15 protein-coding genes and 2 pseudogenes are annotated in these 22,740 nt (G+C 40.2%); 14 read left to right on the forward strand and 3 right to left on the reverse strand.

Translation table 11 applies throughout. From position 1 onward, the window contains the following. Positions 1-157: 157 nt before the first annotated feature. The 13 genes and pseudogenes from HT685_RS00665 (at position 158) to HT685_RS00725 (ending at position 17,903) form a co-directional block, all read left to right on the forward strand. A complete protein-coding gene (locus tag HT685_RS00665; protein WP_173225941.1) occupies positions 158-1,048 on the forward strand; it encodes an Rpn family recombination-promoting nuclease/putative transposase in 891 nt (296 codons plus the stop codon). Between the two features lie 3 nt (positions 1,049-1,051). Further along, positions 1,052-1,438 (forward strand): annotated as a pseudogene (locus HT685_RS00670) (hypothetical protein); the annotation flags it as partial. A gap of 157 nt (positions 1,439-1,595) precedes the next feature. Next, the gene (locus HT685_RS00675) at positions 1,596-3,497 is read left to right on the forward strand and encodes an ABC-F family ATP-binding cassette domain-containing protein (protein ID WP_173225945.1); all 1,902 of its coding nucleotides are present in this window, start codon (positions 1,596-1,598) and stop codon (positions 3,495-3,497) included. Between the two features lies 1 nt (position 3,498). Continuing rightward, positions 3,499-4,362, forward strand: a complete 864-nt coding sequence (locus tag HT685_RS00680) for a MutR family transcriptional regulator (protein WP_173225947.1) — start codon at positions 3,499-3,501, stop codon at positions 4,360-4,362. A gap of 79 nt (positions 4,363-4,441) precedes the next feature. Further along, on the forward strand, positions 4,442-5,620 hold the full coding sequence (locus HT685_RS00685; protein WP_173225949.1) for an MFS transporter: 1,179 nt from the start codon (positions 4,442-4,444) through the stop codon (positions 5,618-5,620). 92 nt (positions 5,621-5,712) lie between these two features. Beyond that, a complete protein-coding gene (ligA, locus tag HT685_RS00690; RefSeq protein WP_173278900.1) occupies positions 5,713-7,671 on the forward strand; it encodes an NAD-dependent DNA ligase LigA in 1,959 nt (652 codons plus the stop codon). 118 nt (positions 7,672-7,789) lie between these two features. Continuing rightward, entirely contained in the window at positions 7,790-10,069 is a 2,280-nt protein-coding gene (gene pulA / locus HT685_RS00695) for a type I pullulanase (protein ID WP_173278901.1), read from the forward strand. A gap of 379 nt (positions 10,070-10,448) precedes the next feature. Beyond that, positions 10,449-12,377 carry a 1,4-alpha-glucan branching protein GlgB gene (gene glgB / locus HT685_RS00700; protein WP_173227225.1) on the forward strand — a complete coding sequence of 643 codons (1,929 nt, stop codon included), beginning with the start codon at positions 10,449-10,451 and terminating at the stop codon, positions 12,375-12,377. After that, positions 12,367-13,509: a glucose-1-phosphate adenylyltransferase gene (locus HT685_RS00705; RefSeq protein ID WP_173227223.1), complete on the forward strand. Its 1,143-nt coding sequence runs from the start codon at positions 12,367-12,369 to the stop codon at positions 13,507-13,509. Before glgB ends, HT685_RS00705 begins: the two co-directional genes overlap by 11 nt. Beyond that, positions 13,499-14,638, forward strand: coding sequence for a glucose-1-phosphate adenylyltransferase subunit GlgD (gene glgD, locus HT685_RS00710; RefSeq protein WP_173227221.1), 1,140 nt, complete (start codon positions 13,499-13,501; stop codon positions 14,636-14,638). Before HT685_RS00705 ends, glgD begins: the two co-directional genes overlap by 11 nt. After that, on the forward strand, positions 14,635-16,068 hold the full coding sequence (gene glgA, locus HT685_RS00715) for a glycogen synthase GlgA (RefSeq protein ID WP_173227219.1): 1,434 nt from the start codon (positions 14,635-14,637) through the stop codon (positions 16,066-16,068). Before glgD ends, glgA begins: the two co-directional genes overlap by 4 nt. Before the next feature lie 66 nt (positions 16,069-16,134). Then, positions 16,135-16,779, forward strand: coding sequence for a phosphoserine phosphatase SerB (gene serB, locus HT685_RS00720; RefSeq protein ID WP_023936809.1), 645 nt, complete (start codon positions 16,135-16,137; stop codon positions 16,777-16,779). Positions 16,780-16,787: 8 nt separating this feature from the next. Then, positions 16,788-17,903 carry a glycerate kinase gene (locus tag HT685_RS00725; RefSeq protein WP_173227215.1) on the forward strand — a complete coding sequence of 372 codons (1,116 nt, stop codon included), beginning with the start codon at positions 16,788-16,790 and terminating at the stop codon, positions 17,901-17,903. Here HT685_RS00725 and HT685_RS00730 read toward each other — a convergent pair. Next, entirely contained in the window at positions 17,900-18,346 is a 447-nt protein-coding gene (locus tag HT685_RS00730) for a DUF1694 domain-containing protein (RefSeq protein ID WP_061760006.1), read from the reverse strand. The two genes, HT685_RS00725 and HT685_RS00730, sit on opposite strands and share 4 nt — an antisense overlap. Before the next feature lie 163 nt (positions 18,347-18,509). On the opposite strand from HT685_RS00730, the gene eno reads away from it, so the two are divergent. Beyond that, positions 18,510-19,814 carry a surface-displayed alpha-enolase gene (gene eno / locus HT685_RS00735; protein ID WP_000022821.1) on the forward strand — a complete coding sequence of 435 codons (1,305 nt, stop codon included), beginning with the start codon at positions 18,510-18,512 and terminating at the stop codon, positions 19,812-19,814. A gap of 140 nt (positions 19,815-19,954) precedes the next feature. On the opposite strand, the gene HT685_RS00740 is transcribed toward eno, so the two are convergent. After that, positions 19,955-21,211: an ISL3 family transposase gene (locus HT685_RS00740; RefSeq protein ID WP_173227213.1), complete on the reverse strand. Its 1,257-nt coding sequence runs from the start codon at positions 21,209-21,211 to the stop codon at positions 19,955-19,957. Positions 21,212-21,340: 129 nt separating this feature from the next. Continuing rightward, positions 21,341-22,687 (reverse strand): annotated as a pseudogene (locus HT685_RS00745) (ISL3 family transposase). Positions 22,688-22,740: the final 53 nt, after the last annotated feature.

Here is a 22,740-nt window from a genome sequence, read left to right on the forward strand (position 1 = left end):
TTCGACTTTACTATCCTATTTGTTCAGAGTTTATTTCATTTTGCTATAAAGTTTGATATTTCTTTTGTTTTTCTACTCTTTTTCCGAATAAATAGATAGAAGCATCGAATCTAGTAAATTAGATTAAAAAATGTGCTATAATGAAAGGAGAAGAAATATGACTGTACGTCATCCGGGAATCAGCCCGACCAATGACTTGGTTGCTAAGAAAATTTTCAGCAATCCAGAAATCACTTGTCAATTTATTCGTGATATGTTGGACTTGCCAGCAAAAAATGTGACCATTTTGGAGGGGAGCAATATTCACGTCTTGCCTTCCCTGCCGTACTCGGCCCAGGATTTCTATATTAGTATTGATGTCTTGGCGGAGTTGGACAATGGCACGCAGGCTATTATCGAAATCCAAGTTCATCATCAGAATTTTTTCATCAATCGCCTGTGGGCTTACCTGTGTAGTCAGGTCAATCAAAATCTTGAAAAAATCCGCCAGCAAGAAGGAAATACTCACCAGAGTTACAAACATATCGCACCAGTATACGCAATCGCAATTGTGGATAGCAATTATTTCTCAGATGACCTGGCTTTTCATAGCTTTAGTATGCGAGAGGACACGACAGGTGAGGTCTTAACCATCACAAATAACGGTCAAGAAAACCATCTAGTCAAGATGGCGTTCTTGGAATTAAAAAAATATAGAGAAACCAGCAAAGATAAGGTTCGCAAGCCGTGGTTGGAGTTTTTCGGGAACAAACCCTTTACCCAAGAACCCGAGCGAGCCATCAGCCAAGCAGACCAACTGCTGGACTACAAGAGCTGGTCCGAGGAGGACAGGAAAATGTTTAGTCAATTACGTATGCGAGAAGAACAGGCCTTGTTAGCACAGGACTATGCCTTGGAAACAGCTAGGGCGGAAGGCATTGAAGAGGGATTAAAAGTAGGTCTAGTAAATCTCGTTCGCCAAGGTCTGCTGCTATCTGAGGTTGCCAGTCAGCAGTTGGGTATGACTGTGGCTGAGTTTGAGGTGCTATTGAAAGGCCATCACAAATAAGGACTAAAAAAATACAGAGAAACCAGCAAAGACGAGGTTCGTAAGCCGTAGTTGGAGTTTTTTGGTAACAAGCCCTTTACCCAAGAACCTGAGCGAGCCATCAGCCAAGCAGACCAACTGCTGGACTACAAGAGCTGGTCCGAGGAGGACAGGAAAATGTTTAGTCAACTACGTATGCGTGAAGAACAGGCCTTGTTAGCACAGGACTATGCCTTGGAAACTGCTAGGGCGGAAGGCATTGAACAAGGTTTAGAACGAGGTCGTGCAGAGGGCATTGAACAGGGATTAAAAGTAGGTCTAGTAAATCTCGTTCGCCAAGGTCTTCTGACTTCTGAGGTTGCGAGTGAGCAGTTGGGTATGACCGTCGCCGAGTTTGAGTCACTCTTGTGAACGAGTAAAAATGTTTTACCATCTATCTTGCAAAATAAATAGAATTTCTAATCCAAATGTTTTTTAATACCAAGCATAAACAGAGTCGGTTTTTCTAGGATATTTGGGTTAAGACCATTATCTTGAATGCCTTAGGGAAACATGCTATACTACTTGTATGATTATTTTACAAGCTAATAAAATTGAACGTTCTTTTGCAGGAGAGGTTCTTTTCGATAATATCAACCTGCAAGTTGATGAACGAGATCGGATTGCCCTTGTTGGGAAAAATGGTGCAGGTAAGTCTACTCTTTTGAAGATTTTAGTTGGAGAAGAGGAGCCAACTAGTGGAGAAATCAATAAGAAAAAAGATATTTCTCTGTCTTACCTAGCTCAAGATAGTCGTTTTGAGTCTGAAAATACCATCTACGATGAGATGCTTCATGTCTTTGATGACTTGCGTCGGACTGAGAAACAACTTCGTCAGATGGAGCTGGAGATGGGTGAAAAGTCTGGTGAGGATTTGGATAAACTGATGTCAGATTACGATCGCTTATCTGAGAATTTTCGCCAAGCAGGCGGCTTTACCTATGAAGCTGATATTCGAGCGATTTTGAATGGATTCAAGTTTGACGAGTCTATGTGGCAGATGAAAATAGCTGAGCTTTCTGGTGGTCAAAATACTCGTTTGGCTCTAGCCAAAATGCTCCTTGAAAAGCCCAATCTCTTGGTTTTGGACGAGCCAACCAACCACTTGGATATTGAAACCATTGCCTGGCTAGAGAATTACTTGGTAAATTATAGCGGTGCCCTTATTATCGTCAGCCATGACCGTTATTTCTTGGACAAGGTTGCGACAATTACGCTGGATTTGACCAAGCATTCCTTGGATCGCTATGTGGGCAATTATTCTCGCTTTGTCGAGCTGAAGGAGCAAAAACTAGCTACTGAGGCAAAAAACTATGAAAAACAGCAGAAGGAAATCGCTGCTCTGGAAGACTTTGTCAACCGCAATCTAGTCCGAGCTTCAACGACCAAACGTGCCCAATCTCGACGCAAACAACTGGAAAAAATGGAGCGTTTGGACAAGCCTGAAGCTGGTAAGAAATCTGCTAACATGACTTTCCAGTCTGAAAAAACGTCGGGCAATGTTGTCCTGACTGTTGAAAATGCGGCTATTGGTTATGACGAGGAAGTCTTGTCACAACCGATTAACCTAGACCTTCGTAAGATGAATGCTGTCGCTATCGTTGGTCCCAATGGTATTGGCAAGTCAACCTTTATCAAATCAATCGTGGATCAGATTCCTTTTATCAAGGGTGAAAAGCGCTTTGGCGCTAATGTTGAGATTGGTTACTATGACCAAACCCAAAGCAAGCTGACACCAAGTAATACTGTACTGGATGAACTCTGGAATGATTTTAAACTGACACCAGAAGTTGAAATTCGTAACCGTCTAGGTGCCTTCCTTTTCTCAGGAGAGGATGTTAAAAAATCAGTTGGCATGCTGTCAGGTGGCGAGAAAGCTCGTTTGCTTTTGGCTAAATTGTCTATGGAAAACAACAACTTCCTGATCCTTGACGAGCCGACCAACCACTTGGATATTGATAGCAAGGAAGTGCTAGAAAATGCCTTGATTGACTTTGATGGAACTCTTCTATTCGTCAGCCACGACCGTTACTTTATCAATCGTGTGGCAACTCATGTACTGGAATTGTCAGAGAATGGATCAACTCTCTATCTTGGAGATTACGATTACTATGTTGAGAAGAAATCAGAAGTAGAAATGATTCAAACTGAGGAAGCTTCAACCAGCAATCAAGCAAAAGAAGCAAGCCCAGTTAATGACTATCAAGCTCAGAAAGAAAGTCAAAAAGAAGTTCGTAAGCTCATGCGACAAATAGAAAGTCTAGAAGCTGAAATTGAAGAGTTAGAAAGTCAAAGTCAAGCCATTTCTGAACAAATGTTGGAAACAAACGATGCCGACAAACTGATGGAATTGCAGGCTGAGTTGGACAAAATCAGCCATCGTCAGGAAGAGGCCATGCTTGAGTGGGAAGAATTATCAGAGCAGGTGTAAAATGGAACATCTTGGAAAAGTATTTCGTGAATTTCGGACAAGTGGAAATTATTCTTTAAAGGAGGCGGCAGGCGAGTCCTGCTCCACCTCTCAGTTATCTCGCTTTGAGCTTGGGGAGTCTGACCTAGCAGTCTCACGTTTCTTTGAGATTTTGGATAACATTCATGTCACAATCGAAAATTTCATGGATAAGGCAAGGGATTTCCATAATCATGAACATGTGTCTATGATGGCACAGATTATCCCACTTTACTACTCAAATGATATTGCAGGTTTTCAAAAGCTTCAAGAAGAACAACTTGAAAAGGCTAAGAGTTCGACGACTCCCCTTTATTTTGAGCTGAACTGGATTTTGCTACAAGGTCTGATTTGTCAAAGAGATTCGACTTATGAGATGAAGCAGGATGATTTGGATAAGGTAGCAGATTATCTCTTCAAAACAGAAGAATGGACCATGTATGAGTTGATTCTTTTCGGTAACCTCTATAGTTTCTACGATGTGGACTATGTCACTCGGATTGGTAGAGAAGTTATGGAGAGGGAGGAATTTTACCAAGAGATTGGTCGCCATAAGAGATTGGTTTTGATTTTGGCCCTCAATTGTTACCAGCATTGTTTAGAGCATCTTTCTTTTGACAATGCAAGCTATTTTGAGACTTATACAGAGAAGATTATTGGTAAAGGTATTAAGCTTTATGAGCGTAATATTTTCCATTATCTAAAAGGCTTTGCCTTGTACCAAAAAGGACAGTGTAAAGAAGGTTGTAAGCAGATGCAAGAGACCATGCATATTTTTGATGTGCTAGGTCTCCCAGAGCAAGTAGCCTACTATCAGGAACACTACGAAAAATTTGTCAAAAGTTAATTTTCCCAAATAAGGGAAAAAATAAAAAGCTCCTTTCAGTTTTGATACAATAGTTTCAAAATTTGAGAGGAGTTTTTATATGAATCGCTATGCAGTACAGTTGATTAGCCGCGGAGCTGTTAACAAGATAGGGAATATGCTCTATGATTATGGAAATAGTGTCTGGTTGGCTTCCATGGGAACTATGGGACAGACAGTTTTAGGAATGTATCAGATTTCTGAACTCGTCACATCTATTCTCGTAAATCCCTTTGGCGGAGTCATTTCAGATCGTTTTTCTCGTCGTAGGATTTTAATGGCGACGGACCTTGTTTGCGGGATTCTTTGTCTGGCTATTTCTTTCATAAGGAATGACAGCTGGATGATTGGCGCTTTGATTGTTGCCAATATTGTTCAGGCTATTGCTTTCGCATTTTCTCGTACAGCCAATAAAGCCATTATAACTGAGGTTGTTGAGAAAGATGAGATTGTGATCTATAATTCTCGCTTAGAGCTGGTTTTGCAGGTTGTAGGTGTTAGCTCTCCTGTTCTTTCCTTCCTTGTTTTACAATTTGCAAGTCTCCATATGACGCTATTACTAGACTCGCTGACTTTTTTCATTGCTTTTGTTCTAGTGGCTTTCCTTCCAAAAGAGGAAGCAAAAGTTCAAGAGAAAAAGGCTTTTACTGGGAGAGATATTTTTGTAGATATCAAGGATGGGTTACACTATATCTGGCATCAGCAAGAAATTTTTTTCCTTTTGCTGGTAGCTTCCAGCGTTAATTTCTTTTTTGCCGCTTTTGAATTTCTCCTCCCCTTTTCGAATCAGCTTTACGGGTCAGAAGGAGCCTATGCAAGTATTTTAACTATGGGGGCTATTGGTTCCATCATTGGGGCTCTTCTAGCTAGTAAAATTAAAGCTAATGTTTATAATCTGTTGATTTTACTGGCTTTGACAGGTGTCGGAGTTTTTATGATGGGATTACCACTGCCAAATTTTCTTTCCTTTTCTGGAAATTTAGTTTGTGAATTGTTTATGACGATTTTTAATATTCACTTTTTTACTCAAGTACAAACCAAGGTTGAGAGCGAATTTCTTGGGAGAGTACTAAGTACAATTTTTACCTTAGCTATTCTATTTATGCCTATTGCAAAAGGATTTATGACAGTCTTGCCAAGTGTACATCTCTCTTCTTTCCTGATAATTGGAAGTGGTGTTCTCATCTTGTCTTGTATATCATTTATTTATGTTCGAACTCATTTTGAAAAAGAGACATAAGTTTGCTTGGACTTCAAAAATAATTCCAATCTAAGTATTTTTTCCGCCCTTCTCGTTTGTGAGGAGGGCTTAGTTTATGGTAAAATGGTCTTATGAATAAAAGAATGAATGAGTTAGTCACCTTACTCAATCGCTATGCGACTGAGTACTATACCAGCGATAATCCGTCGGTTTCAGACAGTGAGTATGACCGTCTTTATCGTGAGTTGGTCGAGTTAGAAACTGCTTATCCAGATCAAGTGTTAGCAGAAAGTCCGACCCATCGTGTTGGTGGCAAGGTTTTAGATGGTTTTGAAAAATACAGTCATCAGTATCCTCTTTATAGTTTGCAGGATGCTTTTTCACGTGAGGAGCTTGAAGCTTTTGATTCGCGTGTTCGTAAGGAAGTGGCTTATCCGACCTATATTTGTGAGCTGAAAATCGATGGCTTATCTATCTCGCTGACTTATGAAAAGGGGATTTTAGTTGTTGGTGCAACACGTGGAGACGGTTCTATTGGAGAAAATATCACAGAAAATCTCAAACGTGTTAAGGACATTCCTTTGACTTTGCCAGAAGAACTAGATATCACAGTTCGTGGGGAATGTTATATGCCACGCGCTTCTTTTGACCAGGTCAACCAAGCTCGCCAAGAAAATGGAGAGCCTGAATTTGCCAATCCTCGTAATGCGGCAGCAGGCACCCTGCGTCAGTTGGATACAGCAGTAGTTACCAAGCGCAATCTTGCAACGTTTCTCTATCAAGAAGCCAGCCCTTCAACTCGTGACAGTCAAGAAAAGGTTTTGAAGCACTTAGAACAACTTGGTTTTGTAGTTAATCCTAAGCGAATTTTGGCTGAAAATATGGATGACATCTGGAGTTTTATCCAAGAAGTAGGGAAAGATCGAGACAATCTGCCTTACGATATTGATGGGGTAGTGATCAAGGTCAACGACCTAGCAGGCCAAGAAGAGCTTGGCTTTACCGTTAAGGCACCAAAGTGGGCAGTGGCCTACAAGTTCCCAGCTGAAGAAAAAGAAGCTCAACTCTTATCAGTTGATTGGACAGTTGGCCGTACGGGTGTTGTAACCCCAACTGCGAATCTAACACCAGTACAACTAGCCGGAACAACTGTTAGCCGTGCGACCCTGCACAATGTGGATTATATTGCTGAAAAAGATATCCGCAAAGACGACACGGTCATCGTCTATAAGGCCGGGGACATCATCCCTGCAGTTTTACGTGTGGTAGAGTCCAAAAGAATTTCTGAAGAAAAACTAGATATCCCTACAAACTGTCCAAGTTGTGACTCTGACTTGTTGCACTTTGAAGATGAAGTGGCCCTGCGTTGTATCAATCCGCGTTGTCCTGCTCAAATCATGGAAGGTTTGATCCACTTTGCCTCTCGAGATGCCATGAATATTACAGGGCTTGGTCCATCTATTGTTGAGAAGCTATTTGCTGCTAATTTAGTCAAGGATGTAGCGGATATTTACCGTTTGCAAGAAGAGGATTTCCTCCTTTTAGAGGGGGTTAAGGAAAAGTCTGCTGGTAAACTCTATCATGCTATTCAAGCATCAAAGGAAAACTCTGCTGAAAAACTCTTGTTTGGTTTGGGAATTCGCCATGTCGGCAGTAAGGCCAGTCAGTTGTTACTCCAACATTTCCATTCAATTGAAAATCTGGCTCAGGCAGATCCAGAGGAAGTGGCGAGTATTGAAAGTTTGGGTGGTGTGATTGCCAAGAGTCTTCAGACTTATTTTGCGACAGAAGGCTCTGAAATTCTCCTAAGAGAATTGAAAGAAGCTGGGGTCAATCTGGACTATAAAGGTCAGACAGTAGTAGCGGATGCGGCCTTGTCAGGTTTGACCGTTGTATTGACTGGGAAATTGGAACGTCTCAAACGCTCAGAAGCTAAAAGCAAACTCGAAAGTCTGGGTGCCAAGGTGACAGGCAGTGTTTCTAAAAAGACCAATCTCGTCGTTGCAGGTACAGATGCTGGAAGTAAACTTCAAAAGGCACAAGAACTTGGTATCGAGGTTCGAGATGAAGCTTGGCTAGAAGGCTTGTAATAATCGTTTAAAATCAGAGCTTAGATAATATGACTATGTGTGTTAATCGGGACAAAATCGATCAAGAATTTATTAGTGAACTAGAAACAAATTAAGAAGTAAAAAGGAAAAATAAAAAATGTTTAATTACCCTATTCGCATTCATTACCACCGCAAGAATGGTGAATACGACACTTGCTCTTTTGTAAAAAGTCAGGACCAGCGGATTGATTTGCTGACCTACAAAGAAGATTATTTTGGTGCTTTATTTAGTTTTGAACACCCAAGTTCTCATGCCTTAGAAAGCTTGAATTTTGTGGTTCATACAGGTCAAACCAGTAAAGAGTATGCTATCCGTTTTAATCACTATCCCCTCTTAACGGAGGTCTGGATTTTGGAAGGGGATGATAGAATTTATTATTCTGAAAATCCTGCTATTGCCAGTCCTTTCTATAAAAATCAAAATCCTTTTGCCTTTGACAAGGCTATCAATAGCGCTAGTTTCGACCACCACTGGGGCTACCAAGGTGAATTGGGTTGCCGTGTAGAGGACAATCAGGCTCATTTTGCTCTCTGGGCTCCAACAGCGACAGAAGTGCAGGTTGTCGTTTATGGATCAGCTGCTAATGATGCTCCTGTTTGGAAGATTTTTGATATGGAGAGAGGCAATAGCTACTCTTATAATCATAAGGACAATACAATCGGTGTCTGGAGTTTGGATGTTGAGGAAGATTTGACTGGTAAGGCTTATCAGTATCAAGTCCAATTTCCTCACCACCAAACACTGACACGCGATCCTTACACCATCGCGACCAGTCCTGATGGCAAACGTTCAGCTATCCTGAGCCATGAAGAAAAGCAAGTTGAAAATTTCGAGGTTAAGCATGGTTCTGAGGCTACTTGGCGTTTGAAAAATCCATGTAAGGCAGTTATCTGTGAAATGCACATTCGTGATTTGACCAAATCACCGACCTCAGGTGTGGATGAACATCTTAGAGGAACTTTCTTAGGTGCTGCTCAGACTGGAACAGTTAACCAGTACGGCCAGTCAACTGCTTTTGATTACATCAAGAAGATAGGCTACAATTATGTTCAATTGCAACCAATTGCAGACCGTCATAAAGAATACGATGAGGATGGTAATGTAACCTACAACTGGGGTTATGACCCACAAAACTATAACGCACCAGAAACGAGCCTTTCAACTAATCCAGATGATCCAGCTCAGGTTATTCGTGATTTGAAGACCATGGTTCAAGCTTACCACGATGCGGGTATTGGTGTTATTATGGATGTGGTCTATAACCATACCTTCTCAGTTGTTGATGCACCTTTCCAAACAACTGTCCCTGACTATTATTATCGTATGAATCCAGATGGTACCTTCCAGAATGGAACGGGTGTTGGAAATGAAACAGCCAGTGAACACGAAATGTTCCGCAAGTACATGATTGATTCTCTTTTATACTGGGTGCAGGAATATAATATTGACGGCTTCCGTTTTGACTTGATGGGGATTCATGATGTCAAGACTATGCAGATGATTCGTCAGAGTTTGGATGAAATTGACCCCAACATTATCCTCTATGGAGAAGGATGGGATATGGGAACAGGTCTTGCCCCTTATGATAAGGCTAAGAAAGACAACGCCTACGAAATGCCAAATATTGGTTTCTTTAATGACAATCAGCGTGATGCTGTCAAAGGTGGAGAAGTTTACGGTGCTATCAAGTCAGGTTTTGTCAGTGGTGCTGCGACAGAGCCAATTCTAGCTAAAGCAATCCTAGGAAGTCGTGAATTAGGAACCTATACACATCCAAATCAGGTGCTTAACTATGTAGAAGCCCATGACAATTACAATCTTCACGATTTATTGGCAACTCTTCATCCAGACCAAAGTTCAGAACAAATCATGCACAAGGTTGAGACAGCCACAGCTATGAACCTACTCATGCAAGGGATGGCCTTTATGGAAATCGGTCAAGAATTTGGTCGTACCAAACTGGTTGCGACTGGTGAGAATGGTGAGTTGACACATGATGATAGAGAGCGTGCGATGAATAGCTATAATGCTCCTGACAGTGTGAACCAAGTCAACTGGGATTTGATCAATGAGCGTCAAGACAGTATTGAGTTTATCCGTCAAGTCATCCGATTGAAGACAAAAACTGGCGCCTTTTCTTACTCTAGCTATGATGAAATTTACCATCATGTCTTTGTGCATTCTGCGATTGAACATAGCGGCTGCCTTATCTATGAAGTTCACGGCAAAGAACACCTCTTGGTGGTTGTGAATGCTAAATCAGAACCCTATCCATTTGAAAATGCAGGAAATTTAGCTACGTTGGTAACCAACAGTCGCTCAAAAGAAGACAATGTGTTAGATGATATTAGTCTAGCTGTCTTGAGTGTTTTATAAAGACCATCTATCTCGCTATTCTAACACATCATTGGAAGTGAACGAATAGAAAGAACTTAGCTGATAACTCACTTGTATAGAAAATTTGATAAATATTTTCATCAAACGTGTAAAGTCAGGAAATTGTTTTCCTGATTTTATTTTTTTGCTATAAAACAATAATAATCATAGAAAAAATACGAACTTTTTGGTATTATAGTAGAGAAAAGAAAGGCGTTTTCGCAATTTTTTGAAAAAATATTGATTTACAATTGAACGAGTAAGTGAACTTGTTGTAGATTTTCAAAATAATTAAAGAAGTATAGTAATTTACTTGAATCTTCTCTAAAAAGGTAGTATAATAAATCTATAGAAAACGCTTACAGAAATAGGAGGGTGTATGGATAAGAAAAAAGCTTTAGAAACCTTTATGACTGGTGAAAATTTTCACCTCCAGCACTATCTAGGAGCGCATAGGGAAGAAAAAAATGGTGAGTATGGCTATACTTTCCGTGTGTGGGCACCTAATGCTCAGGCTGTTCACTTGGTAGGGGATTTCACCAATTGGGTAGAAAACCAAATCTTAATGGAACGAAATGAATTTGGTGTCTGGGAAGTCTTTACCAGCCTTGCTCATGAAGGCCAAATTTACAAGTATCATATCACTCGTGCAAATGGTCATCAGCTGATGAAGATTGATCCTTTGGCTGTTCGATATGAGGCACGACCTGGTACTGGAGCGATTTTAACAGAGATTCCAGAGAAAAAATGGAAAGATGGTCTTTGGCTAGCTCGTAGAAAACGCTTGAGTTTTGAAGAGCGTCCTGTCAATATTTACGAAGTTCATGCTGGATCGTGGAAGAGAAATCTAGATGGAGGTCCTTATAGTTTTGCTCAACTGAAGGATGAGCTGATTCCTTACTTGGTTGAGATGAACTATACTCACATTGAGTTTATGCCCTTGATGTCTCACCCTCTCGGTTTGAGTTGGGGTTACCAGCTTATGGGGTACTTTGCTTTAGAGCATGCCTATGGTCGTCCTGAAGAGTTTCAAGATTTTGTTGAGGAATGTCATTTAAATAATATTGGGGTCATTGTGGACTGGGTACCTGGTCACTTTACTATCAATGATGATGCCTTGGCCTATTATGATGGGACACCGACTTTTGAATATCAAGACCATAATAAGGCTCATAACTACGGTTGGGGTGCGCTCAATTTTGACCTTGGGAAAAATGAAGTCCAGTCCTTCTTGATTTCTAGTATTAAATTCTGGATTGACTTTTACCATTTGGACGGTATTCGCGTGGATGCTGTTAGCAACATGCTCTATCTTGATTATGATGATGCACCATGGACGCCAAACAAGGATGGTGGTAATCTAAACTACGAAGGCTATTATTTCTTAAAACGTTTGAATGATGTCATTAAGCAAGCTCATCCAGATGTTATGATGATTGCCGAAGAAAGTTCATCAGCTACTCAGATTACTGACACCAAGGATTCAGATGGTCTTGGGTTTGATTATAAGTGGAATATGGGTTGGATGAATGACATCCTCCGATTCTATGAAGAAGATCCGATTTATCGTAAATACGACTTTAACCTAGTGACTTTCAGCTTTATGTATGTCTTCAAGGAAAACTATCTCCTACCATTCTCACATGACGAAGTTGTTCATGGCAAGAAGAGTATGATGCATAAGATGTGGGGAGATCGTTACAATCAATTCGCAGGCTTGCGCAATCTCTACACTTATCAAATTTGTCACCCTGGTAAGAAATTGCTCTTCATGGGTAGTGAATATGGGCAATTTCTAGAATGGAAATCTGAAGAGCAGTTGGAATGGTCTAACCTAGAAGATCCAATGAATGCTAAGATGAAGTATTTCACTTCTCAGCTAAACCAGTTTTACAAAGACCACCGCTGTCTGTGGGAAATTGATACCAGCTATGATGGTATTGAAATCATTGATGCGGATAATCGAGACCAGAGTGTTCTTTCCTTCATCCGTAAGGGTAAGAAGGATGATATGTTAGTCTGTGTCTTTAATATGGTACCTGTCGAACGAAAAGATTTTACAATCGGACTTCCTGTTGCAGGGATTTACGAAGAAGTCTGGAATACTGAGTTAGAAGAGTGGGGCGGTGTCTGGAAAGAATATAATCAAACTGTGCAAACACAAGAAGGACTATGGAAGGATTATGAGCAGACCTTGACCTTTACCCTACCGGCTATGGGAGCAAGTGTTTGGAAAATCAAACGTCGCTTGAAATCTGCAAAAACCGTCACAAGTAAAAACCAAAAAGGAGTAGAAAATGAAGAATGAAATGTTAGCTTTGATTCTTGCTGGTGGGCAAGGAACTCGTCTCGGTAAACTTACTCAAAGCATCGCAAAACCAGCTGTGCAATTTGGTGGGCGCTACCGTATCATTGACTTCGCTCTTTCAAACTGTGCCAACTCAGGGATTCACAATGTTGGAGTCATTACACAGTATCAACCACTTGCTCTTAACAATCATATTGGAAACGGTTCAAGTTGGGGGTTAGATGGTATTAATTCTGGTGTCTCTATTCTTCAACCTTATTCTGCAAGTGAAGGAAATCGTTGGTTCGAAGGGACTAGTCACGCTATTTACCAAAATATCGACTATATCGACAGCGTCAATCCTGAGTATGTCTTGATTCTCTCTGGGGACCATATCTATAAAATGGACTATGATGCTATGCTCCAGTCACACAAGGATAATAATGCCAGTTTGACAGTAGCAGTTCTTGATGTTCCTCTTAAAGAAGCTAGCCGTTTTGGTATTATGAACACCGATGCCAATAACCGCATTGTTGAATTTGAAGAGAAACCAGCCCAACCTAAATCTACCAAAGCCTCTATGGGGATTTACATCTTTGATTGGCAACGTCTCCGCAATATGTTAGTCGCTGCTGAAAAGAGCAATGTCGATATGTCAGACTTCGGTAAAAATGTCATTCCAAATTACCTTGAGTCTGGTGAAAGTGTCTATGCCTACGAATTTAATGGGTATTGGAAAGACGTTGGTACGATTGAGTCACTTTGGGAAGCCAACATGGAGTACATTTCTCCAGAAAATGCCTTAGATAGCCGTAACCGTCAATGGAAGATTTATTCAAGAAACTTGATTTCACCGCCAAACTTCCTTGGTGCAAATGCTCACGTAGAAGATTCTTTGGTTGTCGATGGCTGTTTCGTAGATGGAACTGTTAAACATTCTATTCTTTCAACAGGCGCGCAAGTTCGTGAAGGGGCAGAAGTAGTAGATTCAGTTATCATGAGTGGAGCCATTATTGGACACGGAGCTAAAATCAAACGTGCTATTATTGGTGAAGGTGCAGTTATTTCTGATGGTGTCGAAATTGATGGAACAGAAGAAGTACAAGTTGTAGGATATGATGAAGTAGTGGGGGTAGCAACAGATGAAGATTGATAAATATTCTGCCATTTTAGGAAACACAGTTGGTTTTCATGATATGTCAACACTGACAGACCATCGTCCAGTAGCTAGTTTGCCATTTGGTGGTAAATATCGCTTGATCGACTTCCCGCTTTCAAGTCTTGCTAATGCAGGTGTCCGTAGTATCTTTGGTATTTTCCAACAAGACAATATCAGTTCCGTCTTTGACCATATCCGTTCTGGGCGTGAGTGGGGTTTGTCAACACTTCTTAGCCACTATTATCTAGGTATTTACAATACTCGTGTGGAAAGTAGTACAGTTGGAAAAGAATACTATCATCAACTTCTTACTTATTTGAAGCGTTCTGGTTCAAACCAAACAGTATCACTCAACTGTGATGTCTTAATTAATATTGATTTGAACCAAGTGTTCCACCTTCATAACACAACGAAGGGACCTATTACTGTTGTTTATAAAAAACTAGCTAAGAAAGACATTTCAGAAGTAAACGCAATCTTGGAAGTGGATGAAACAGACCATGTTCGTTCTCACAAACTCTTTGATAGTAAATCAACAGACGAAGTCTATAATATGTCTACAGATATTTTTGTAGTTGATACACCTTGGTTGATTGAACGTTTGGAAGAAGAGGCTAAGAAAGAACATCCAGAGAAATTGCGTTATGTTTTAAGGGATTTGGCTGCAAAAGAAGGGGCTTTTGCCTACGAGTACACAGGCTACCTTGCAAATATTCATTCTGTAGAGTCTTATTACCAAGCTAATAAAGATATGCTTGAATCTCAAAAATTCTATTCTCTTTTCTCACCAAACCAAAAGATTTATACAAAGGTTAAAAACGAAGAACCAACTTACTATGCTAATACATCTAAGGTAAGTACTTCTCAGTTTGCGTCTGGTAGTATTATTGAAGGTCAAGTGGCTAATTCTGTTTTATCACGTAATATTCATGTCCATAAGGATAGCCTGGTTAAAGATAGCATCTTATTCCCTCGTGTTGTTATTGGAGAAGGTGCTCAGGTCGAATATGCTATCTTGGACAAGGGTGTTGAAGTTGCGGATGGAGTTGTGATCCGTGGAACTGCAGAACATCCAGTCGTCGTTAAGAAAGGTGCTAAAGTAACAGAGGATATTCATTCATGAAAATTTTATTTGTAGCAGCTGAGGGTGCACCCTTTTCAAAAACAGGTGGTTTGGGAGACGTCATTGGCGCTCTTCCTAAATCACTGGTAAAAGCGGGACATGAAGTTGCAGTGATTTTACCCTACTATGACATGGTAGAGGCTAAATTTGGAAATCAAATTGAAGATGTGCTTCATTTTGAGGTGAGTGTTGGTTGGCGCAGACAGTATTGTGGGATTAAGAAAACCGTCTTAAACGGTGTAACCTTCTACTTTATTGACAACCAATATTATTTCTTCCGCGGTCATGTTTACGGTGATTTTGATGACGGAGAACGCTTTGCTTTCTTCCAACTGGCTGCCATTGAGGCAATGGAAAGGATTGACTTTATACCTGACCTTCTCCATGTTCATGACTACCATACAGCTATGATTCCTTTCTTGTTAAATGAAAAATACCGTTGGATTCAAGCCTATGAGGGCATTAAAACTGTTTTAACCATTCATAATTTAGAATTCCAAGGACAATTTTCAGAGGGAATGTTATGGGATTTGTTTGGAGTTGGCTTTGAACGTTACGCTGATGGTACCCTTCGCTGGAACAACTGTCTGAACTGGATGAAGGCTGGTATTCTTTATGCTGACCGTGTTTCAACCGTTTCGCCTAGCTATGCTCATGAAATTATGACCAGTCAGTTCGGATGTAACTTGGATCAGATTCTTCGAATGGAGTCTGGTAAAGTTTCTGGTATCGTGAATGGGATTGATGCTGACCTGTATAATCCTCAGACGGATGCCCTATTAGACTATCATTTTAATCAGGAAGATTTGTCTGGAAAAGCCCAGAATAAGGCAAAATTACAAGAGAGAGTTGGCTTGCCAGTTAGAGCCGACGTTCCACTGGTGGGAATTGTTTCTCGTTTGACACGTCAAAAAGGTTTTGATGTGGTGGTCGAAAGTCTTCACCATATCTTGCAAAATGATGTTCAGATTGTTCTTTTGGGAACTGGCGATCCAGCATTTGAAGGAGCTTTCTCATGGTTTGCTCAGATTTACCCAGACAAGCTATCAGCAAATATCACTTTTGATGTCAAACTTGCTCAAGAAATCTACGCTGCTTGTGACCTCTTCCTCATGCCGAGTCGTTTTGAACCGTGTGGCTTGTCTCAAATGATGGCGATGCGGTACGGAACCTTGCCATTGGTCCATGAAGTTGGTGGCTTGCGAGATACCGTTCGCGCTTTCAATCCAATTGAAGGAAGCGGTACAGGCTTTAGCTTTGACAATCTATCTCCTTATTGGTTAAATTGGACTTTCCAAACAGCTTTGGACTTGTATAGAAACCATCCTGACGTTTGGAGAAACTTACAAAAACAAGCTATGGAGTGTGATTTCTCATGGGATACAGCCTGCAAGTCATATCTAGACTTGTACCAAAGCTTAGTTAACTAATAGATAAAATCGTATGATGACTTCATACGATTTTTAGGCTATTTGGCTATTTAGAGAGGAGAACTGATGTCTCAAGTAAAAGGCTTGTGTGTCATGGATGTTGATGGAACCTTAATCCTAGAAGAAGTGATTGATTTGTTAGGAAGAGAGGCAGCTTGTGAGGAGGAAATTGCGCAGCTTACAAGTCAGGCAATGCGAGGAGAGTTGGACTTTGAAAGCAGTTTACGAGACAGAGTGTCCTTCTTGGAAGGTCTTCCTGTTTCGGTTTTTGATAAAGTCTTCAACACTATTCATCTATCGCCAAATGCCCAGGAATTCATCTCCATTCTCCAAAAGAATGGTATCCTAGTTGGTCTGGTGTCCGGTGGCTTTACACCAATAGTTGAAAGATTGGCAAAATCTCTTGGAATTGCCTATTTCTCTGCCAACCAACTTGAAGTCAAAGGTGGCTTTCTAACAGGGAAATTAGTTGGACAAATTATTAGTCCCGAGGTTAAAAAAGAGACTATGGAACAATGGAGAGAGGAACTAAAACTTTCTAAAGAAAGAACGATTGCAATCGGTGATGGGGCCAATGATTTATTGATGTTGAAGTCAGCGGGACTAGGAATCGCCTTTTGTGCAAAAGAAGTACTCAAAAAAGAAATACCAAATCATGTTGACAAGAGGGATTTTTTAGAAGTTCTACCTTTGATTGACTGTTTAGAATGAGGGAAAATATGAAGATTGTAATTGCACCAGATTCGTTTAAGGAAAGCTTGTCTGCTCAACAGGTGGCTGAAGCTATTAAAAGAGGTTTCCAACAATCGATAGCAGATGTAGAATATCTCCTCTGCCCTGTTGGTGATGGGGGAGAAGGTACTGTAGATGCTATCCGACATTCTCTTGACCTAGAAGAAAAATGGATCCAAGTGACAGGCCCTTTTGGCCAAAAAGAAGCCATGCGCTATTTTCAAAAAGGGAAACTGGCACTATTTGAAGTTGCTGATTTGGTTGGCCTTGGAAAGATTCCGCAAGAGAAACGAAATCCACTGCAAATCCAAACTTGTGGGATTGGAGAGTTGATTCGCCATCTCATTGCTAAAGATATTAAAGAAATCTATATTGGCGTTGGTGGCACGGCCAGTAATGATGGCGGTATAGGGATTGCTGCTGGTTTAGGTTATCAATTTTATGACGTGAATGGAAAGGTCTTGCCTGCTTGCGGTCAATCCTTACTAAACTTAGCTTCTGTCTCAACAGAAAATCGCTATGAAATTCCTGAAGATGTGCAAATTCGTATTTTAGCAGATGTCGTGAGTCCCTTATGTGGTCATCAAGGTGCGACCTACATTTTTGGCAAACAAAAAGGCCTAGATCCTACTATGTTTGAGGCCGTAGATCAAGCGATCCAAGATTTTTATGAAAAAGTCTCCCCTGCAACATTGGAAATTAAAGGAGCAGGAGCTGGTGGAGGCCTTGCTGCTGGTTTGTGTGCCTTTGCTCAAGCAAGAATCGTATCTGGGATTGATACCTGTTTAGATTTGATTGATTTTGATAAGAAAGTTTTAGATGCTGACTTGGTTGTTGTAGGAGAAGGAAGGCTAGATTGTCAAAGTTTAGCAGGTAAAGCGCCTATTGGTGTTGCAAAAAGAACCCCTGTCGGAGTTCCTATCATTGCTATTTGTGGTAGTCTTGCTGAAGATTTACCTTCCCTACCATTTGAAAATATTCAAGCTGCCTTTTCAATTTTGGAGAAATGTGAACCTTTGGAAGATAGTTTGAAAAATGCCAGTCTCTATCTGGAGCGCACAGCTGCCAATATTGGGCGTTTATTAAGTATGCGCAATATTTAGCCAAACCATTTTTTCCATAAGGATGTTTTGGATGGTTCTTCCTTTTTAACTTCCCAAAGTTTTGCAAAAGCAAGTCGAAGGTTCTTTTCTTCTACTTGAACGGGTGCATTGGTGTGGATAATCAGGCCAAAAGGAGAAGAAGTATGCTCTTCAGATACAATGGTAGCTTGACTATCAGTTTCTTTTGCTTCTTTTAAGTAGAAAACTTGTTTGTCAAATTCGATAGTTGGTGAGATTTTCACAAATAGTGGCTCTGCTTTTTCCTGTAGGTTTTCTAAAATAGATAAAAAGCCTTTTTCTAGCTGAGGGCTATTTGCTGTGTCAATATCTGCATATCCAAGAACTCTTTCCTCAAAAGTACCAAGATAGCGTCTTTGCTCATCCGGATTTAGTTTTGGCCCACCATGAGCTTTTTCAAGTAATTGTTTTGATAAATCTGTCATGAAAACAGTATATCATAAAAGTTAGAATAAAACAGACAAAAGAAAGCGATTACTTTATAAAGTTAAGGAAAATTTGCACAAAGATAACGTTTTTTCTTGAAAAAGGAGGGGTTTTAAGGTATTATAGAGGTGTAAAAAATTTAACTCATAAGGAGAGTAAAAAATGTCAATTATTACTGATGTTTACGCTCGCGAAGTCCTAGACTCACGCGGTAACCCAACACTTGAAGTAGAAGTTTACACTGAATCAGGTGCTTTCGGACGTGGTATGGTTCCATCAGGAGCTTCTACTGGTGAACACGAAGCAGTTGAACTTCGCGACGGTGACAAATCTCGTTACGGTGGTCTTGGTACACAAAAAGCTGTTGACAACGTAAACAACATCATTGCTGAAGCTATCATTGGCTACGATGTACGTGATCAACAAGCTATCGACCGTGCTATGATCGCTCTTGACGGTACTCCTAACAAAGGTAAATTGGGTGCAAACGCAATCCTTGGTGTGTCTATCGCTGTAGCTCGTGCTGCTGCTGACTACCTTGAAATCCCACTTTACAGCTACCTTGGTGGATTCAACACTAAAGTTCTTCCAACTCCAATGATGAACATCATCAACGGTGGTTCTCACTCTGACGCTCCAATCGCTTTCCAAGAATTCATGATCGTACCTGCTGGTGCGCCATCATTCAAAGAAGCTCTTCGTTGGGGTGCTGAAATCTTCCATGCTCTTAAGAAAATCCTTAAATCTCGTGGTTTGGAAACAGCCGTAGGTGACGAAGGTGGATTTGCTCCTCGTTTTGAAGGAACTGAAGACGGAGTTGAAACTATCCTTGCTGCGATCGAAGCTGCTGGATATGTTCCTGGCAAAGACGTATTTATCGGATTTGACTGTGCTTCATCAGAATTCTACGATAAAGAACGTAAAGTTTACGACTACACTAAATTCGAAGGTGAAGGAGCAGCTGTACGTACTGCTGCAGAACAAATCGACTATCTTGAAGAATTGGTAAACAAATACCCAATCATCACTATCGAAGATGGTATGGATGAAAATGACTGGGACGGTTGGAAAGCTCTTACTGAACGTCTTGGTGGTAAAGTTCAATTGGTTGGTGACGACTTCTTCGTAACAAACACTTCTTACCTTGAAAAAGGTATTGCAGAAGGTGCTGCTAACTCAATCCTTATCAAAGTTAACCAAATCGGTACTCTTACTGAAACATTCGACGCTATCGAAATGGCGAAAGAAGCTGGTTACACTGCCGTTGTATCACACCGTTCAGGTGAAACTGAAGATTCAACAATCGCTGACATCGCAGTTGCAACTAACGCAGGACAAATCAAGACTGGTTCACTTTCACGTACAGACCGTATCGCTAAATACAACCAATTGCTTCGCATCGAAGACCAACTTGGTGAAGTAGCTGAATACCGTGGATTGAAATCATTCTACAACTTGAAAAAATAAAATAGTTCAGTGAACTATTTTATCCCGAACCTTGAAACTCAAAAGTTCGGCCGTTGATTTAACAACGTTTCTAGCCCCTCGGATTTTATCCGAAGGGCTATTTTTGGGCTCTTTGTCAACTGTAGTGGGTTGAAGAAAAGCTAATATCTAGAAAGGACAAATTTCGTCCTTTCTTTTTTGATATTCAGAGCGATAAAAATCCGTTTTTTGAAGTTTTCAAAGTTCCGAAATCCAAAGGCATTGCGCTTGATAAGTTTGATAAGATTATTGGTGGCTTCCAGTTTGGCGTTGGAATAGGGTAGTTGAAGGGCGTTGGCAATTTTCTCTTTATCCTTGAGGAAGGTTTTAAAGACAGTCTGAAAAAGAGGATGAACCTGCTTTAGATTGTCCTCAATGAGCCCGAAAAATTTATCCGGTTCCTTATTCTGAAAGTGAAAAAGGAAGAGTTGATAGAGATGGTAGTGGTGTTTCAAGTCTTCTGAATAGCTCAAAATCTTGTCTAGAATTTCTTTATTCGTCAAGTGCATGCGAAAAGTGGGGCGATAAAAACGTTTATAGCTGAGTTTCCTACTATCTTGTTGGATGAGTTTCCAGTAACGCTTGATAGCCTTGTATTCATGGGATTTTCGATGAAACTGATTCATGATTTGGACACGCATACGACTCATAGCACGGCTCATGTGTTGGACAATATGGAAACGATCCAACACGATTTTAGCGTTTGGAAAAAGCTGTTTAGCCAAGTCATAGTAAGGGCTAAACATATCCATAGTAATGATTTTCACTCGACATCGGACGACTCTATCATATTTAAGAAAGTAATTTCGAATAATAGCTTGTGTTCTTCCCTCGAGAACAGTGATGATATTGAGCTTTTCAAAATCTTGTGCAATGAAACTCATTTTTCCCTTTGTAAAGGAGTACTCATCCCAAGACATAATCTCAGGCAGACGAGAAAAATCATGCTTAAAACGGAAATCATTGAGCTTGCGAATGACAGTTGAAGTTGAGATGGCCAGCTGATGGGCAATATCAGTCATAGAAGTTTTTTCAATCAGCTTCTGAGCAATTTTTTGGTTGATGATACGAGGGATTTGATGATTTTTCTTTACTAGAGGAGTCTCAGCAACCATCATTTTTGAACACTGATAGCACTTAAAACGACATTTTCTAAGTAGAATTCTAGTAGCCATACCACTCGTTTCTAGGTAAGGGATCTTAGACGGTTTTTGAAAGTCATATTTCTTCATTTGCCTTCCACAATCAGGGCAAGATGGGGCCTCATAGTCCAGTTTAGCGATGATTTCTTTGTGGGTATTCCTATTGATGACATCCATAAATTGGATATTAGGGTCTTTAATGTCTAGTAGTTTTGTGATAAAATGTAATTGTTCCATAGGATTCTTTCTAATGATGGTTTGGTCGCTTTTCATTATAGAGCTTATGGGACTTTTTTTCTACAATAAAAACGGCTCCATAATATCTATAGGGGATTTACCCACTACAAATATTATAGAGCCGAAAAGCTAATATCTAGAAAGGACAAATTTCGTCCTTTCTTTTTTGATGTTTAGAACGATGAAAATCCGTTTTTTTGAAGTTTTCAAAGTTCCGAAAACCAAAGGCATTTCGTTTGATAAGTTTGATGAGATTATAGGTTGCTTCTAATTTGGCATTAGAATAGGGTAACTGAAGGGCGTTGACGATTTTCTCTTTATCTTTGAGGAAGGTTTTAAAGACAGTCTGAAAAAGAGGATGAACCCGCTTTAGATTATCTTCAATGAGTCCGAAAAATTTATCCGGTTCCTTATTCTGAAAGTGAAAAATCAAGAGTTGATAGAGATGATAGTGGCATTTCAATCCTTCTGAATAGGTCAAAATCTTGTCTAGAATCTCTTTATTGGTTAAGTGCATGCGAAAAGTAGGGCGATAAAAACGTTTATAACTGAGTTTACGACTATCCTGTTGAATGAGTTTCCAGTAGCGCTTGATAGCCTTGTATTCATGAGATTTTCGTTCAAACTGATTCATGATTTGGACACGCAAACGACTCATAGCACGGCTTAAGTGTTGGAGTAAAACAGTCCAGTGGACTGTTTTAGCCTGAGTTTAGAAATGTAATAACGAAGGGGAAAACGATCAAGTACAATTTTTGCATTAGGGAGTGAAACAGTCTGGGAGACTGTTTCAGCCTGAGCCTAGAAATTCGAAATCGAAGCTGTTTAGCCAAGTCATAGTAGGGGATAAACATATCCATAGTAATGATTTTCACCTGACAACGAACAGCGCGATTGTAGCTCAGAAAATGATTTCTTATGATGGCTTGTGTTCTTCCCTAAAGAACAGTGATAATATTGAGCTTATCAAAATCTTGAGCAATGAAACTCATCTTTCCCTTAGTGAATGCATACTCGTCCCAGGACATAATCTCAGGAAGACGAGAAAAATCATGCTTAAAACGAAAGTCATTGAGTTTGCGAATAACAGTTGAAGTTGAAATAGACAACTGATGAGCAATGTCGGTCATAGAAGTCTTTTCAATTAGCTTCTGGGCAATCTTTTTGTTGATGATACGAGGGATTTGGTGATTTTTCTTTACTAGAGGAGTCTCAGCAACCATCATTTTTGAGCACTGATAGCACTTGAAACGTCGCTTTTTCAGAAGAATTCTAGTAGCCTTGCCAGTGGTTTCGAGGAGACGGTTTTTGAAAGTCATATTTCTTCATTTTGCTTCCGCAATTAGGACAAGATGGGGCATCATAATCCAGTTTAGCGATGATTTCCTTGTGGGTATCCCTATTGATGATATCTATAATTTGGATATTTGGGTCTTTGATATCGAGTAGTTTTGTGATAAAATGTAATTGTTCCATATGATTCTTTCTAATGATGGTTTGGTTGCTTTTCATTATAGGTTATATGGGAC

Origin of the sequence: Streptococcus sp. 5004, from assembly GCF_013276755.1 — a bacterium.
GTDB lineage: Bacteria > Bacillota > Bacilli > Lactobacillales > Streptococcaceae > Streptococcus.